Source organism: Enterobacter cloacae complex sp. P15RS, from assembly GCF_014895905.1.
GTDB lineage: Bacteria > Pseudomonadota > Gammaproteobacteria > Enterobacterales > Enterobacteriaceae > Enterobacter > Enterobacter quasihormaechei.
Map to the genome: position 1 here is coordinate 71,159 of NZ_JADBQL010000007.1, position 15,782 is coordinate 86,940.

15 protein-coding genes are annotated in these 15,782 nt (G+C 60.6%); 9 read left to right on the top strand and 6 right to left on the bottom strand.

Going from position 1 to position 15,782, the window contains the following annotated elements; all coding sequences use genetic code 11:
* The first annotated feature begins 15 nt into the window (after nucleotides 1–15).
* The 4 genes from IM267_RS04570 (at nucleotide 16) to IM267_RS04585 (ending at nucleotide 4,679) form a co-directional block, all read left to right on the top strand.
* Complete coding sequence (locus tag IM267_RS04570) at nucleotides 16–1,176, top strand: ABC transporter substrate-binding protein (RefSeq protein ID WP_193032972.1); 1,161 nt, start codon at nucleotides 16–18, stop codon at nucleotides 1,174–1,176.
* Nucleotides 1,149–2,678: an ABC transporter permease subunit gene (locus IM267_RS04575; protein WP_193032903.1), complete on the top strand. Its 1,530-nt coding sequence runs from the start codon at nucleotides 1,149–1,151 to the stop codon at nucleotides 2,676–2,678. Before IM267_RS04570 ends, IM267_RS04575 begins: the two co-directional genes overlap by 28 nt.
* Nucleotides 2,678–3,298, top strand: coding sequence for an ATP-binding cassette domain-containing protein (locus tag IM267_RS04580; RefSeq protein ID WP_063866444.1), 621 nt, complete (start codon nucleotides 2,678–2,680; stop codon nucleotides 3,296–3,298). Before IM267_RS04575 ends, IM267_RS04580 begins: the two co-directional genes overlap by 1 nt.
* 73 nt (nucleotides 3,299–3,371) lie before the next feature.
* Entirely contained in the window at nucleotides 3,372–4,679 is a 1,308-nt protein-coding gene (locus tag IM267_RS04585) for a rhodanese-like domain-containing protein (protein ID WP_193032904.1), read from the top strand.
* On the opposite strand, the gene IM267_RS04590 is transcribed toward IM267_RS04585, so the two are convergent.
* Both IM267_RS04590 and IM267_RS04595 read right to left on the bottom strand, forming a co-directional pair.
* Nucleotides 4,676–5,293 (bottom strand): CDP-alcohol phosphatidyltransferase family protein, encoded by a 618-nt coding sequence (locus IM267_RS04590; protein ID WP_063866443.1) that lies wholly within the window; start codon nucleotides 5,291–5,293, stop codon nucleotides 4,676–4,678. The genes IM267_RS04585 and IM267_RS04590 overlap by 4 nt on opposite strands.
* A complete protein-coding gene (locus IM267_RS04595) occupies nucleotides 5,283–5,855 on the bottom strand; it encodes a carboxymuconolactone decarboxylase family protein (protein ID WP_063866442.1) in 573 nt (190 codons plus the stop codon). The genes IM267_RS04590 and IM267_RS04595 overlap by 11 nt, the downstream gene beginning before the upstream one ends.
* Before the next feature lie 75 nt (nucleotides 5,856–5,930).
* Between IM267_RS04595 and IM267_RS04600 the strand changes: the two genes are divergently transcribed.
* On the top strand, nucleotides 5,931–6,347 hold the full coding sequence (locus IM267_RS04600; protein ID WP_063449009.1) for a pyrimidine (deoxy)nucleoside triphosphate diphosphatase: 417 nt from the start codon (nucleotides 5,931–5,933) through the stop codon (nucleotides 6,345–6,347).
* Here IM267_RS04600 and IM267_RS04605 read toward each other — a convergent pair.
* Nucleotides 6,307–6,579, bottom strand: coding sequence for a YnjH family protein (locus tag IM267_RS04605; RefSeq protein WP_131636834.1), 273 nt, complete (start codon nucleotides 6,577–6,579; stop codon nucleotides 6,307–6,309). The two genes, IM267_RS04600 and IM267_RS04605, sit on opposite strands and share 41 nt — an antisense overlap.
* Nucleotides 6,580–6,804: 225 nt before the next feature.
* Here IM267_RS04605 and gdhA point away from each other — a divergent pair, with 225 nt between their 5' ends.
* Entirely contained in the window at nucleotides 6,805–8,148 is a 1,344-nt protein-coding gene (gdhA, locus tag IM267_RS04610; RefSeq protein ID WP_131636835.1) for an NADP-specific glutamate dehydrogenase, read from the top strand.
* A 118-nt stretch (nucleotides 8,149–8,266) separates the two neighbouring features.
* Here the strand turns inward: gdhA and IM267_RS04615 are convergent, their stop codons facing one another.
* From IM267_RS04615 to IM267_RS04625, 3 genes are all read right to left on the bottom strand, one after another.
* A complete protein-coding gene (locus tag IM267_RS04615; RefSeq protein WP_193032905.1) occupies nucleotides 8,267–10,189 on the bottom strand; it encodes a DNA topoisomerase III in 1,923 nt (640 codons plus the stop codon).
* 4 nt (nucleotides 10,190–10,193) lie between these two features.
* Entirely contained in the window at nucleotides 10,194–11,237 is a 1,044-nt protein-coding gene (selD, locus tag IM267_RS04620; RefSeq protein WP_063866437.1) for a selenide, water dikinase SelD, read from the bottom strand.
* Nucleotides 11,238–11,353: 116 nt separating this feature from the next.
* Nucleotides 11,354–11,905 carry an NAD(P)H nitroreductase gene (locus tag IM267_RS04625; RefSeq protein ID WP_193032906.1) on the bottom strand — a complete coding sequence of 184 codons (552 nt, stop codon included), beginning with the start codon at nucleotides 11,903–11,905 and terminating at the stop codon, nucleotides 11,354–11,356.
* 167 nt (nucleotides 11,906–12,072) lie between these two features.
* Between IM267_RS04625 and sppA the strand changes: the two genes are divergently transcribed.
* The 3 genes from sppA (at nucleotide 12,073) to pncA (ending at nucleotide 15,659) form a co-directional block, all read left to right on the top strand.
* Entirely contained in the window at nucleotides 12,073–13,929 is a 1,857-nt protein-coding gene (sppA, locus tag IM267_RS04630; RefSeq protein WP_063866435.1) for a signal peptide peptidase SppA, read from the top strand.
* Nucleotides 13,930–13,991: 62 nt separating this feature from the next.
* Nucleotides 13,992–15,008 (top strand): asparaginase, encoded by a 1,017-nt coding sequence (ansA, locus tag IM267_RS04635; protein ID WP_032673734.1) that lies wholly within the window; start codon nucleotides 13,992–13,994, stop codon nucleotides 15,006–15,008.
* 9 nt (nucleotides 15,009–15,017) lie between these two features.
* Nucleotides 15,018–15,659: a bifunctional nicotinamidase/pyrazinamidase gene (gene pncA, locus IM267_RS04640; protein ID WP_107535154.1), complete on the top strand. Its 642-nt coding sequence runs from the start codon at nucleotides 15,018–15,020 to the stop codon at nucleotides 15,657–15,659.
* The last annotated feature ends 123 nt before the right edge of the window (nucleotides 15,660–15,782 follow it).

Here is a 15,782-nt window from a genome sequence, read left to right on the forward strand (position 1 = left end):
GGCATTATGCGCCGGGTGCGTTTTTGCGCGTTTCTGACGGGTCTGCTGCTGGCAACGCCCGTCTTTGCAGCCCAGAGCTGGCAATCCATTCAACAGCAGGCCAGCGGGCAGACCGTCTGGTTTAACGCCTGGGGCGGCGATGAGGCCGTTAACCGCTACCTCGACTGGGTGAGCGGCGAAGTGAAAACGCACTACGCCATCAACCTGAAGATCGTTCACCTGGCCGATGCCGCCGACGCGGTGAAGCGGATCCAGACGGAACAGGCCGCAGGACGCAGCCGTAACGGGTCGGTGGATCTGCTCTGGGTAAACGGTGAAAACTTCCGCACGCTGAAAGAGGCGAACCTGCTGCTCACCGGCTGGGCGCAAACCCTGCCCAACTGGCGTTATGTCGATACCCGCAAGCCGGTGACGGAAGATTTTGCCCTTCCTACCGAGGGCGCAGAATCCCCCTGGGGCGGCGCGCAGCTAACCTTTATTGCCCGGAAATCGAGCATGCCGACGCCGCCGGCAGATCCCCGCGCGCTGCTGGTTTACGCTCAGCAACACCCCGGCAAGGTGAGCTATCCGCGCCCTCCTGATTTTACCGGCACCGCGTTTCTTGAGCAGCTACTGCTGGCGTTGACCGCCCATCCGGAGGCGTTGAAAAAGGCGCCGGATAATACCTTTGCGCAGGTTACCGCGCCGCTGTGGCGCTATCTTGATACGCTGCATCCCCTGCTGTGGCGTGAAGGGAACGATTTTCCTCCGTCGCCTGCGCGCATGGATACGCTGCTGGCCAGCGGCAGCCTGAACCTGTCGCTGACGTTTAATCCGGCCCACGCGCAGCAAAAGGTGGCGAGCGGTGAACTGCCTGCCGACAGCTACAGCTTCGGCTTTAGCCGGGGCATGATTGGCAACGTGCATTTTGTCGCTATCCCGTCAAATGCGAGCGCAAGCGCGGGCGCAAAAGTGGTGGCGAACTTCCTGCTGTCACCCCAGGCGCAGATCCGCAAAGCCGATCCTGCCGTCTGGGGTGACCCGAGCGTGCTGGACGGCGAAAAACTGCCTGCGACAGCGGCAAAACAGCTTCGCACCTTTACCCCTTCGGACACCCCAGATGTGCTTCCCGAACCGCACGCCGCCTGGGTGAACGCCCTGGAGCAGGAATGGCTTCGCCGCTACGGAACCCGCTAAGCGGGCTGGTGTGGGTAGCAATGGCGGTGATCTATCTGCCGCTGCTTCCCGCCAGCGGCATGCTGCTGGCTCCGGCGTTCTCTTTCGCCAACTGGGCGGCGCTGTTCGCCGACCCACAGCTGTCGCAGGCGCTGGCCGCCACGCTGGTGTCAGCGCTGATCGCGACGCTGGGTTCGCTGATTATCGCCCTGAGCCTGCTTGCGCTTCTCTGGCCGGGTGAAGGCTGGCAGCGCCTGAGCGCCCGCCTGCCGTGGCTGTTAGCCGTGCCGCACGTCGCCTTCGCCACCAGTGCGCTGCTGCTGTTTGCGGAAGGCGGTCAGTTTTACCGGCTCTGTACATTCTGCTCGCCGCAGCTGGACCGCTACGGTATCGGGCTTGGCCTGACGCTGGCGGTCAAAGAGAGTGCGTTCGTTCTGTGGGCGATCTACGCCGCGCTGCCTGAAAAGCGCCTCGCCCAGCAGAAAATCGTGCTGCATACCTTCGGCTATGGGCGGATGCAGGCGCTCGGCTGGCTCATCCTTCCGGCCATCGCCCCGGCGCTGGGCGCCGTGATGCTGGCGGTGCTGGCCTGGTCGCTATCCGCGGTGGATGTGGCCATTGTGCTCGGGCCGGGCAACCCGCCGACGCTGGCGGTACTGGCCTGGCAGTGGCTCACCCAGGGCGATGCGCAGCAGCACACCAAGGGAACGCTGCTGTGTCTGGTGTTACTCCTGCTGCTGGCCACGCTGGCGGCCGCAGGTTACGGCCTCTTGACGGCATGGCGGCGCGCCGGGCCGGACACCTCCGGGATCCGTCGTCCTTCGCATTTCGTGCTGCCCGCAAGTACGCTGGGCGCGCTACTGCCGCTGTGCGGCGTGCTCTGCGCGCTTGTCCTGCTGTTGCTGGCACGCCGGGACGACGTCGGCCCCGTCAGCGACAGCCTTTCGCTGGGACTGCTGTCGAGCCTGATAGCGCTGGCAATCATCCTGCTCTGGCTTGAGTGGGGGCCGCGGCGCGGCGCGGTGTGGATCTGGCTGCCCCTTGCCCTCCCGGCGCTGCCGCTCGTGTCCGGGCAGTATGCCGTTGCGCTGTGGCTGGGCATTGACGACGAGTACGCTGCGGTGCTCTGGAGCCATATGCTCTGGGTCATCCCGTGGATGCTTCTGGTCCTGCAACCGGCCTGGCGCAGGATCGATCCCCGTCTGATCCTGACCGCCAGAACGCTGGGCTGGCGACGGGCGAAAATTTTCTGGCGCGTAAAATGCCCATTGATGGTTCGCCCGGCGCTGCTGGCCTTTGCAGCCGGCTTTTCCGTGAGCATGGCCCAGTACATGCCTACCCTCTGGCTGGGGGCGGGCCGTCTCACCACCCTGACGACGGAGGCCGTCGCCCTCAGCAGCGGCGGCAGCGTGCCCGTCCTGGCTAACCGGGCACTGGGCCTGCTGCTGTTGACCAGCAGCGTCTTTGCCCTTGCCGCGCTGCTCTCCCGCCTCGTAGGCCGTTACAGACAAGGATTACGTTGATGCTGAACGTGAAAAATCTCACCATTTCGCCGCTCTTTCATGAGGTCAACTTCCGCGTCCCGGCGGGCGAAATCGTCACGCTAATGGGGCCATCCGGGAGCGGGAAATCGACCCTTTTCGCCTGGATGGTGGGCGCGTTATCCGCTGATTTTAAGGCGCACGGCGAGCTGTGGCTGAACGATCGTCGCTGCGATCTGCTTCCCGTGGAAACGCGCGGGATCGGCATTCTCTTTCAGGATGCCCTGCTGTTTGACGCCTTCAGCGTGGGGCAAAACCTGATGCTGGCGCTGCCGGCGCACGTTGCCGGGCGCGCCCGGCGCGAGGCGGTCGAGCAGGCCCTGGACACTGCCGGGCTGGCAAACCACTACGCCAGCGATCCGGCTACTCTTTCCGGCGGCGAGCGCGCCCGGGTGAGCCTGTTGCGCGCCCTCCTCGCCCAGCCGCAGGCATTGCTGCTCGACGAGCCGTTCAGTCGTCTGGATAAAGCGCTGCGCGCCTCATTCCGCGCATGGGTATTTGAGATCGCTCGTCAGCGCAGGATCCCGGTGGTGCTGGTCACCCACGATGAGGAAGATATTCCGCCCGGTGGGGAGGTGATTGAGATTTCTCGCTGGCAATAATGTGCTAACGCAATGTTTTTGGCCTCAGGAGCGACGACAATGCCATCCTCTTTTAATGACGTCAGGTTTTTCGATGAAACGTGTTTCTCAACTGACCGCGCTGGCCCTGATCTGCGGCCTCGCCTCACTTTCCTCCACGGCGGCTGATATGCCCCACTCCCTCACGCTGGCCCAGCTACAGGCGCAGAACGGCGCGGTAATCGATACGCGTATCAGTGCGTTCTATAACGGCTGGCCGCAGACCCTCAGCGGAACGTCCGGGCACGAGCCCGCCGCGCTTAATCTCTCTGCCCGCTGGCTTGGCGCAATGAGCGATGAACAGCTCAGCGGCTGGGCAAAACAGCACCGGCTGACGCCAGACGTGCCGGTGGCGCTCTATGGCAACGATGACGACAACCAGACCGTCAAAACGCGGCTGGAAAAAGCGGGCTTTACCCACGTTTCCATCCTGAGCGACGCCCTGCAACAGGCTGACCGTCTGCAAAGGCTGGCGCATTTCGAACAGCTGGTTTATCCGCAGTGGATCCACCGGTTGCAGCAGGATAAACCGGTTACCGCCGCGCCGGCGGGCGACTGGAAGGTGATTGAGACTGGCTGGGGTGCGCCGAAGCTTTATCTCCTGAGCCACATTCCCGGCGCGGGCTACATTGACACCAACGAAGTGGAAAGCGAGCCGCTGTGGAATAAGGTCTCTGACGAGAAGCTGAAAGCGATGCTGGCGAAGCACGGGATCCGTCACGATACCACCGTCATTCTGTACGGTCGCGACGTGTATGCCGCCGCGCGCGTGGCGCAGATCATGCTCTACGCGGGCGTGAAGGATGTGCGTATTCTGGACGGCGGCTGGAAGGCATGGTCAGACGCCAGCCTGCCCGTTGAGCGCGGAACGCCTGAGAACGTGAAGCCAGCCCCTGATTTTGGCGCGCCGATCCCGGGTCAACCCCAACTGATGGTGGATATGGAACAGGCCCGGGGAATGCTGCACCGTCAGGATGCATCCCTGGTGAGCATTCGTTCCTGGCCGGAGTTTATCGGTGAAACCAGCGGCTACAGCTATATCAAGCCAAAAGGTGACATTGCCGGTGCGCGCTGGGGCCATGCGGGCAGCGACGCGACCCACATGGAAGATTTCCACAATATGGACGGCACCATGCGCAGCGCCGATGATATCGCCGCCATGTGGAAGACGTGGAATATCCTGCCGGAGCAGCACGTCGCGTTTTACTGCGGCACCGGCTGGCGCGCGTCTGAAGCCTTCATGTACGCCCGCGCCATGGGCTGGAAGCACGTGGCCGTCTACGACGGCGGGTGGTACGAATGGAGCAGTCATCCGCAAAACCCGGTCTCCACCGGCGCGCGCGGCCCGGAGCGTACACGCTAGCGGGGGAGTGACTTCAGCGTCACGTAACCGCTCCAGATGCGCGTTGTGGTGGTCAGCCAGCACAACGCGCCAAACGCCCAGGCAAACAGCGTGAAGTGTGCCGGAAACAGGCAGCACAGCACAAACAGCGCGATGGTCTCCGTTCCTTCCGTTAACCCTCCGAGGTAATAAAACGACTTGTGCGCGTAGCCGGGGTTGTCGATATCATGTTTCCCCGCCAGCGCGGCAAAGGCCAGAAAGCTGCTGCCCGTACCGATAAACGCGAACAGCAGCCAGGCGGCGGCAATCGCATTTTCAGCCGGTGCGGCCAGCGCGAAGCCAAACGGCACCAGGGCATAAAACAGGAAGTCGAGGGCGATATCAAGAAACCCTCCCGCATCCGTCAGGCCACGGCGACGCGCCAGCGCGCCGTCCAGCCCGTCCAGCAGCCGGTTCAGCACAATGGCGACCAGCGCCGCCGGATACCAGCCCAGCGCCAGAAACGGTAACGCCAGCACGCCGATGGCAAACCCGGCGAGCGTCAACCCGTCAGGCGTGATAAACGGTTTATCCAGCGCGGCAGCCAGCTGATTCAGCCCGGGCTTCAACCGGGGGTGCAGATGTTTATCCAGCATGCGGTTTACCTTTAAACGTGGCGCACAGCCCCTGCGCCGGAATATCCAGTGCGGCATTAAAGCGGGCGGAAAGGTTCTGAAAAGCAATCAGGGCCGTCATTTCGGTGATGGTCTCTTCCGTAAAGTGGCGCTTTAGCTGGCTTTTGATATTTTCATCCACCCGAGGCGGCGTGGCGGTGACCGCCTCCGCAAAGGCCAGCGCCGCGCGCTCCTCTTCGCTGAACAGGGTGGAATGGTGCCAGTCGCTGACGGCCTGCACTTTATCCAGCGCCCCGCTCCGCTCGGCCAGACGCAGGCTGTTGGCATCGATACAAAATGCGCAGTGGCAGATCTGCGAAACCCGCGTCATCAGCAGCGAACGCAGCACCGGCGTCAAACGCGCCCGGCGGCGCTCCAGATAGCCAACAAACAGCGCCACCAGCCAGAAAAGACGCGGCATGCGCCCCCACCAGCGGGTAGGGTTAAGCACCGCACCGAAGTGTTTTTTCTGCATCGCGGCAATGGGCTTGAGGCTGACGGGAAGGGATTCAATGGGCGCAACCCAGGCGGATGTCTCTTTCACCTGTTTCTCCTGATGACTGGACTCTTTGAAAGGGCACGATAATATGTCGTTTTTCGCTATTAATTATTGACGAACATGCTGAAAACACTCGATGTTGTTGCGGCCATCCTTGAAAAAGAGGGCAAGATTTTACTGGCACAGCGCCCTGCCCATGCGGATCAGCCAGGAATGTGGGAATTTGCGGGCGGCAAGGTTGAAGCCGGTGAGACCCAGCCCCAAGCGCTGATCCGCGAACTGCGTGAAGAGCTCGGCATTGAGGCCGTGCCCGCGCAGTATGTGGCAAGCCACCGGCGGGAAGTGTCGCAGCGGCTGATCCACCTCCACGCCTGGCACGTGCCGGAATTTAGCGGCGAGCTAAAGGCGCACTACCACTCGGCGCTGGTGTGGTGCACGCCAGAAGACGCTTTCAGCTATGAGTTAGCGCCGGCGGATATTCCGCTGCTGGAAGCGTTTATTCTTTTACGCGACGCCAGACCAGCGGGTTCGTACTGAGGGTGCGTTCATCGCGCTGGCACTGCAACAGTACGCCATCCGCCCTGACCACCGCCCCTTCTGAATAGTTTTGATCCTGATAAATACAGCACTGACTGCACGGCTGCGCGCGCTGGCCGCTGGCGCTAAAGACCTCTGGCGGCACGTTCACCTCAACATCCGGTCGTAGGCGGTCAGCCTGCGCCCCGGCGGAAAACATCAAGCACAACGCGGCCATTGCGTAACGGTTCATAGACTTTCTTTCCTTTGCATCGTTTATATCTATAACGGTAGATCGCGACGGGATCTTTAATTTATCTCGTCATCGCTTTTGGTTATGACGCGCGCCTCGTTATTAATTTCCCTTTCGGCCTAAATTTCTGCTTGCCTCTCAAAGCGGTGCGGGTGGTATAGTCAAAAAAACAACACATAACATCTACGCCACGCGCATAAATTATTATAAGAGGTTCTTATATCTATGGATCAGACACGCTCTCTGGAAAGCTTCCTTGCCCACGTTCAGCAGCGCGACCCGCACCAAAGCGAGTTCGCCCAGGCCGTTCGTGAAGTGATGACCACCCTGTGGCCCTTCCTTGAAGAAAACCCGCGCTACCGCCAGATGGCGCTGCTTGAACGTCTGGTGGAGCCGGAGCGCGTGATCCAGTTCCGCGTGGCATGGGTGGACGATCGCAATCAGGTGCAGGTCAACCGCGCGTGGCGCGTGCAGTTTAACTCCGCCATTGGGCCGTTTAAGGGCGGGATGCGTTTCCATCCGTCGGTGAACCTGTCGATTCTGAAATTCCTCGGCTTCGAGCAGACCTTCAAAAACGCGCTCACTACCCTGCCGATGGGCGGCGGCAAAGGCGGGAGTGATTTCGATCCAAAAGGCAAAAGCGAAGGCGAAGTGATGCGCTTCTGTCAGGCGCTGGTCACTGAGCTCTATCGTCACCTTGGGCCAGATACCGACGTCCCTGCCGGTGATATTGGCGTGGGTGGACGTGAAGTGGGCTTTATGGCCGGGATGATGAAAAAACTCTCCAACAACAGCGCCTGCGTCTTTACCGGCAAAGGGCTGTCGTTTGGCGGCAGCCTGATTCGCCCCGAAGCGACGGGTTACGGTCTGGTCTATTTCACCGAAGCGATGCTTAAGCGTCACGGCCTGAGCTTCGAGGGGATGCGCGTGGCGGTCTCCGGCTCCGGCAACGTGGCGCAGTACGCTATCGAGAAAGCGATGGCGTTTGGCGCGCGCGTGGTAACCGCATCCGACTCCAGCGGTACGGTGGTGGATGAAGCCGGCTTTACGGCAGAAAAACTGGCGCGCCTGTGCGAAATCAAAGCCAGCCGCGACGGGCGCGTGGCGGACTATGCCCGCGAGTTTGACCTGACCTACCTGGAAGGCAAGCAGCCGTGGGGCGTGCCGGTGGATATCGCCCTGCCGTGCGCGACGCAAAACGAGCTGGACGTGGACGCCGCCCGTACGCTGATTAGCAACGGCGTGAAGGCGGTAGCGGAAGGGGCAAACATGCCCACCACCATTGAAGCGACCGATCTGTTCCTCGAAGCAGGCGTGCTGTTTGCTCCGGGCAAGGCGGCGAACGCGGGCGGCGTGGCAACGTCCGGCCTGGAAATGGCACAAAACGCCGCGAGAATGGGCTGGAAGGCAGAGAAAGTGGATGCCCGTCTGCACCACATTATGCTGGATATTCACCATGCCTGTGTGGAGTATGGCGGCGAGGCGTCACAGACCAACTACGTGCGCGGCGCCAACATCGCCGGGTTCGTGAAGGTGGCAGATGCGATGATCGGGCAGGGTGTGATTTAACATTTCGCTGCGATCTCGCCCTGTAGGCCCGGTACGCGTCAGCGCCACCGGGCTTTTTTTTCAGGGCCGCAGAGCCGCTTTTCGCCGGGTGACGGCTGCGCCTTACCCGGCCTACGGTTTAAGCAGCTGTATCTTTGGCCGCGCTTTTTTTCTTTTTGAAGGGTTTCTTCGCACCAGCGTCGGGTGCAACCATCCCTCTGAAGCGCTTCACCGGCGTGCTGCGCGCCTGGTCAATCAGCTGATAAAGCGTGCCCACCAGCGGCTGCATAAAGTCCTGGTAACGACACTGCTTTTCGCTGATTTGCGTCAGCACCGACTCCCAGTGCGCCGTCATATCCGGCCTTGCGGCCAGCTCCGGCAGGGAGTGGATGAGCGCCCGGCCCGGCTCCGTTGAGTGGATATAGCGCCCTTTTTTCTCCAGAAAACCGCGCTTGAACAGCAATTCGATGATCCCCGCTCGGGTTGCCTCCGTGCCCAGACCGTCGGTGGCGCGGAGGATCTTCTTCAGATCTTTATCCTGCACAAAACGGGCGATCCCGGTCATCGCCGAAAGCAGCGTGGCGTCGGTGAAGTGGCGCGGCGGCTGGGTCTGACGTTCAACCACTTCGCCCTTCTCGCACAGCAACTCGTCACATTTCGCCACGACCGGCAGCGGCGTGCCGTCATTCTCCTCGTCGCGCTCTTTGTTGCCGAGCAGCGTGCGCCAGCCCGCTTCCGCGAGGAAACGCGCTTTCGCAATAAATTTGCCTTTGGCAATCTCCAGCTCGATCGTGCACTTGCGGAACACCGCGTCCGGGCAGAACTGCATCAGGTACTGACGCGCGATCAGGTTATAAACCTTTGCTTCGTTGTCGCTAAGGTTGACGCTGCTGGCGCGCGCCGTCGGGATAATCGCGTGGTGGGCATCGACTTTTTTATCGTCCCAGCAGCGGTTATGGGTATCCGGGTTTACCGCTGGCTGAGGCAGCAGATCCGGCGCATGAACGCCAATGGCGTTCATCACCGAATGGCGGCCAGCGAAGTGCTCTTCCGGCAGATAGCGGCTGTCCGAACGCGGATAGGTGATCAGCTTGTGGGTCTCGTAAAGCTTCTGGCAGATATCGAGCACGTTCTGCGCGCTCAGGCCAAACTTTTTCGCGGCCTCAATCTGCAATGCCGAAAGGGAAAACGGCAGCGGTGCAGGCTCTGATTCCCGTTTATCGTTATAGCTGGTGACGATTGCGGGCTGGCCGGTAATGCGGTTGACCACGTGCTCCGCCAGCGGACGATGCAGCAGCCGCCCCTCTTCGTCCTGATACGACTCACAGGCGTCGCTCGGCTGCCAGACGGCGGTAAAGCGCTCGTCTTTCGGCGTGACGATATGCGCTTTGACTTCAAAGAAATCCTTGGCGACGAAATTTTCGATCTCTTCGTCACGACGCACCACCAGCCCCAGCACCGGAGTTTGCACGCGGCCCACGGAGAGCACGCCCTGATAGCCCGCATTGCGTCCGAGGATGGTGTAGGCGCGGGTCATGTTGATCCCGTACAGCCAGTCCGCGCGCGCACGGGCCAGCGCGGAGACACACAGGGGGATAAATTCGCTGTTGGCGCGCAGGCGCGAAATCGCGCGCTCCACCGCCTGCGGGTTGAGGTCGTTGATCAGGCAGCGCTGCACCTGCTGACGCTTCTCCGGCGCCAGCTCCAGGTAGTCCAGCACTTCGTCTACCAGCAGCTGCCCTTCCCTGTCCGGGTCACCCGCATGCACCACCTCCGTCGCCTCATGCAGGAAGCGCTTGATGACGTTAAGCTGTTTGGTGACGGAAGGACGAGGTTGCAGACGCCACTTTTCCGGCACGATCGGCAGATCGTTGAGATTCCAGCGGGCATAGCGGCTGTCGTAAACGTCCGGCTGCGCCTGTTCAAGCAGGTGACCGATACACCATGTGACCACCTGCCCGTTACCGCATTCGATAAAGCCGTCGCCTTTGCGATGCGGCTTAGGCAGCACGTCGGCGATGGCACGGGCCAGGCTCGGCTTTTCGGCAATAAACAACCGCATCGAATTAACGGATCTCAATCATCGGGCGGCCACCGCGGGCGGTCACCAGCTCGCCAATGGCCGTCAGGGTGATGCCAAACTCGGCGGCCGTCGCCTGAACGTCAGCTTCCGCTTCCGGCGTCACCGCCAGCAGCAGGCCGCCGGAGGTTTGCGGATCGCACAGCAGGTTGCGCCACGCTTCCGGCATTTCGCCCATCAGGTGGCCGTAGCTGGCGAAGTTGCGCTGCGTCCCGCCCGGAACGGCGCCCTGAGCAATGTACTCTTCCACGCCCGGCAGCTTCGGCACGTCCTGATACCAGACCTGCGCCTGCACGCCCGCCCCCTGACACACTTCTGACAGGTGCCCCAGCAGACCAAAACCGGTCACGTCGGTCATTGCCTTCACGCCATCAATACTGGCGAAAGCCGCACCCGCGAGGTTCATCTGGCACATGACCTCCGTCGCAAGCCCGACGTGTTCAGGCTTAAGCAGCGATTTTTTCTCTGCGGTCGTCAGTACGCCAATGCCCAGCGGCTTGGTGAGGAACAGCTTGCAGCCCGCCTGCGCGGTGCTGTTGCGCTTCACGCGTTCGGTCGGCACCACGCCGGTCACGGCCAGACCGAAGATCGGCTCCGGCGCATCAATGGAGTGGCCGCCAGCCAGCGCGATTCCCGCCTGCTGGCAGGCGAAGCGCCCGCCTTCGATCACGTCACGGGCAATCTCTGGCGCAAGGGTGTTGACGGGCCAGCCCAGAATGGCGATCGCCATAATCGGCTTGCCGCCCATCGCAAAGATGTCGCTGATGGCGTTGGTGGCCGCAATGCGCCCGAAGTCGAACGGGTTGTCGACGATCGGCATAAAGAAATCAGTGGTGCTGATAATGCTGGTGCCGTTACCTAAGTCATAAACCGCTGCATCGTCACGCGTTTCGTTACCGACAAGCAGGTTCGGGTCGACAAACTTCGCCTGTTCACTGTGCAGAATGGTCTCCAGCACTTTCGGGGAAATTTTACAACCGCAACCGGCTCCGTGGCTGTACTGCGTTAAACGAATGGTTTGCTCGCTCATGGACGTCTCCTGTCATCTCAATCGCGCTATGGTAGCGCTCATTCCATAAAGAGGTAAGTATGACTGTCTGAATTCTGCGGCGGATGCTCAGAATCCAGACAGTTTAGCGCGTGTGGTTAAAAACGGCTGACGAAAGGCGTGGTGTCCGGCACGCTAATGGTGCTGGAGGCTTTAAGCTGAGGAGTGCCGAGGTAGAGGAAGCCGACAATCTTGTCGTGTTCACCGCAGGAGAAGCCTTCCCGCACGGCGGCGCTTCCGGTCAGCGGGCCGGTACGCCAGATGCCGTTAAAGCCCTGCGCGAGGGCGGCCATCTGCATTGCCATTACCGCGCAACCGGCGGACATCTCCTGCTCCCAGACCGGCACCTTATGGTCAGGCTGGCATTTTGCCACGACAGCAATAATCATCGGGGCGCGGAACGGCGCGTTGCGGGCTTTATCAATCCCCTTCTCATCCTGGCCTGCGGCAATAGCCCCCTGCTCCAGCAGCTTGCTGAAGCGGTCACGCCCTTCGCCTTCAATAATAAAGAAGTGCCACGGCTGCAATGTGCCGTGGTCCGGCGCACGCATTCCGGCACGCAGAATGTTTTCCAGCTGCTCGCCGACGGGTGCCGGTTCGGCCAGGCGGGAAGCGCTACGACGGTTAACAAGCAGTTCAAGTGCGTCCATTGGTTAACTCCTTTCGTGAAATTTACTCACAAAATTAACACGACAGCAGAATTTGTTACAGCGCGGCAGGCGATTCCTGCTGACAAGTGGCGGTTGGGTCATTACGATAACCGCACATTACCGTCCCGTGGCGACGGAAACAGTCCTTTTCTGGTTAGGGAGAATACATGCGAACCCTTTGGCGAATCTTTGCCGGTTTCTTTAAATGGACGTGGCGACTGCTCAACTTCGTCCGCAACCTGGTGATGAATATCTTCTTCATCTTCCTGGTCCTGGTCTGCGTGGGCATCTGGATGCATATCAGCAGCACCAGCCAGGCGCAGAATTCAACGCGCGGCGCGCTGCTGCTCGACATCACCGGGGTGATTGTCGATAAGCCGTCTACCAGCAACCGTCTGGGCGTGATTGGCCGCCAGCTTTTTGGCGCAACGTCAGACCGTCTTCAGGAAAACTCCCTGTTTGATATCGTTGACATCATCCGTCAGGCCAAAGACGACCGTAACATTACGGGCATCGTGCTGGACCTGAAAGATTTTGCCGGGGCCGATCAGCCGTCCATGCAGTACATCGGTAAAGCGCTGCGCGAATTCCGCGACAGCGGGAAGCCGGTCATTGCCGTTGGCGACAGCTACACCCAGGGGCAATATTATCTGGCGAGCTTTGCCAATAAAATCTGGCTTTCGCCGCAGGGCACGGTCGATCTTCATGGCTTCGCCACTAACGGTCTGTACTATAAAACGCTGCTCGACAAGCTGAAGGTCACCACCCACGTCTTCCGCGTCGGGACCTATAAATCCGCCGTGGAGCCGTTCATCCGCGATGATATGTCCCCTGCGGCCCGTGAAGCGGACAGCCGCTGGATTGGCGAGCTGTGGCAGAACTACCTCGGCACTATTGCCGCTAACCGTCAAATGACCGCTGAACAGGTCTTCCCGGGCGCGCGCGGCGTACTGGACGGACTGCGCAAGGTGGACGGCGATACGGCGAAATACGCGCTTGATAACAAACTGGTCGATCGGCTGGGCTCCAGCGCTGAAATTGAAAAAGCGCTGACCAAACAGTTCGGCTGGAGTAAAGAGGACAAAAACTACAGCGCCATCAGCATGTATGACTACGCCGCGAAAAAACCGGACGACAGCGGCGACAGCGTTGCCGTGGTGTTTGCCAACGGCGCCATTATGGACGGTGAGGAAACCCCGGGTAACGTCGGCGGTGATACCACCGCGTCGCAGATCCGCGATGCTCGCCTGGATCCGAAAGTGAAAGCCATTGTTCTGCGCGTCAACAGCCCAGGCGGCAGCGTCAGCGCCTCCGAGGTGATCCGCGCTGAGCTGGCCGCCGCGCGCGCCGCGGGCAAGCCGGTCGTCGTATCTATGGGCGGCATGGCGGCTTCCGGGGGTTACTGGATCTCCACGCCGGCTAACTACATCGTGGCGAACCCAAGCACGCTGACGGGTTCAATCGGCATCTTCGGGGTGATCAACACCGTAGAGAACAGCCTGGATTATCTCGGCGTTCATACCGACGGCGTTTCCACCTCGCCGCTGGCGGATGTGTCCGTGACGAAATCTCTGCCGCCTGAGGTGTCTGAGATGATGCAGCTCAGCATTGAGAGTGGCTATAAGCGTTTCATCACGCTGGTGGCGGATTCCCGTAAAAAGACGCCAGACCAGATTGACCAGATCGCGCAGGGCCACGTCTGGACCGGCCAGGATGCGAAGAGCAACGGTCTGGTAGACAGCCTGGGTGACTTCGATGACGCCGTGAAGAAAGCGGCGGAACTGGCGAAGCTGAAGCAGTGGCACGTGGACTATTATCAGGACGAACCGACGTTCTTCGATATGGTTATGGACAGCATGTCCGGCTCCGTCCGCGCCATGCTGCCGGAAGCGCTTCAGGCGTATCTGCCGGCGCCGGTAGCGACTGCGGCTAAAGCCATGAAAGCGGAGAGCGATAAGCTCGCGGCCTTCAACGATCCGCAAAGCCGTTACGCGTTTTGCCTGACGTGTGCGAACGTGCGTTAAAAACCGTCCCCTCTTCCCGTGAAGAGGGGATTTTTTCTTTTGAAGAACAAGAACTCACTACCATGCAGAAGAAATCAATTTATGTCGCCTATACCGGCGGTACCATCGGTATGCAGCGCTCGGAAAATGGCTATATCCCGGTTTCCGGTCACTTGCAGCGCCAGCTGGCGCTGATGCCCGAATTCCACCGTCCGGAAATGCCGGACTTCACCATCCACGAGTATGAGCCGCTGATGGACTCCTCCGACATGACGCCGGAAGACTGGCAGCATATCGCGGACGATATTAAAGCCCATTACGACCAGTATGACGGCTTCGTGATCCTGCACGGCACCGACACCATGGCGTTCACCGCCTCGGCGCTCTCCTTCATGCTTGAGAACCTGAGCAAGCCCGTCATCGTGACCGGCTCGCAGATCCCGCTGGCGGAACTGCGTTCGGACGGGCAGATCAACCTGCTTAACTCCCTGTACGTGGCCGCTAATTACCCGATCAACGAAGTGTCGCTGTTCTTCAACAACCGGCTGTACCGCGGGAACCGTACCACTAAAGCGCACGCCGATGGCTTTGACGCGTTTGCCTCGCCTAACCTGCAACCGCTGCTGGAAGCGGGGATCCATATCCGCCGTCTGGGCACGCCGCCTGCGCCAAACACCGCAGGCGAGCTGATTGTTCACCCGATTACCCCGCAGCCGATTGGCGTGGTAACGATTTATCCTGGCATCTCCGCCGACGTGGTGCGCAACTTCCTGCGCCAGCCGGTAAAGGCGCTGATCCTGCGCTCCTATGGTGTGGGTAACGCTCCGCAGAACGGTGAGTTCCTGAAAGAGCTTCAGGAGGCGAGCGATCGCGGGATTGTGGTGGTCAACCTCACCCAGTGCATGTCCGGCAAGGTCAACATGGGCGGCTACGCCACCGGCAATGCCCTGGCGCACGCGGGCGTGATCAGCGGATTCGATATGACCGTTGAGGCAACGCTGACTAAACTTCACTATTTACTGAGTCAGGATCTGGATATTGATTCCATTCGCCGCGCCATGATGCAAAACCTGCGCGGCGAACTGACGCCGGACGAATAAGGAGTTCCCATGAAGCAACGCGCCCTGTTACTGGTCGATTTGCAAAATGATTTCTGTGCGGGCGGCGCGCTGGCCGTCGCGGAAGGCGACAGCACCGTAGACGTCGCCAATTCGCTGATTGCGTGGTGTAAGGCTCGCGGTGAAGCGGTCGTGGCGAGTCAGGACTGGCATCCGGCAAACCACGGCAGCTTTGCCAGCCAGCACAACGTTGAGCCTTATAGCCAGGGGGAGCTGGACGGGCTGGCGCAAACCTTCTGGCCCGATCACTGCGTACAGCAGACGGAAGGCGCCGAGCTGCATCCGCTGCTGAACCAGAAGGCGATCGACGCCGTGTTTCACAAGGGCGAAAACCCGACAATCGACAGCTACAGCGCTTTTTTCGATAACGGCCACCGCCAGAAAACGGCGCTGGACGCGTGGTTACGCCATCATGAGATCACCGAGCTGATTGTGCTGGGTCTGGCAACGGACTACTGCGTGAAGTTTACGGTGCTGGACGCGCTCCAGTTGGGCTATACCGTGAATGTCATCACCGACGGGTGTCGTGGAGTGAATATTCAGCCGCAGGACAGCGCCCAGGCGTTTATGGATATGGCGGCGGAAGGCGCAACCCTGTATACGCTGGCTGACTGGCTGGAGACGCAGGCGTAAGCTTTTTTAGCCGGGTGGCGGCTTCGCCTTACCCGGCCTACTTTCTCTGGTTTTGTAGGCCGGGTAAGCGCAGCGCCAGCCGGCATTTCTCCCCCATTCTCCATAAAGTGAACTCCCTCGCAT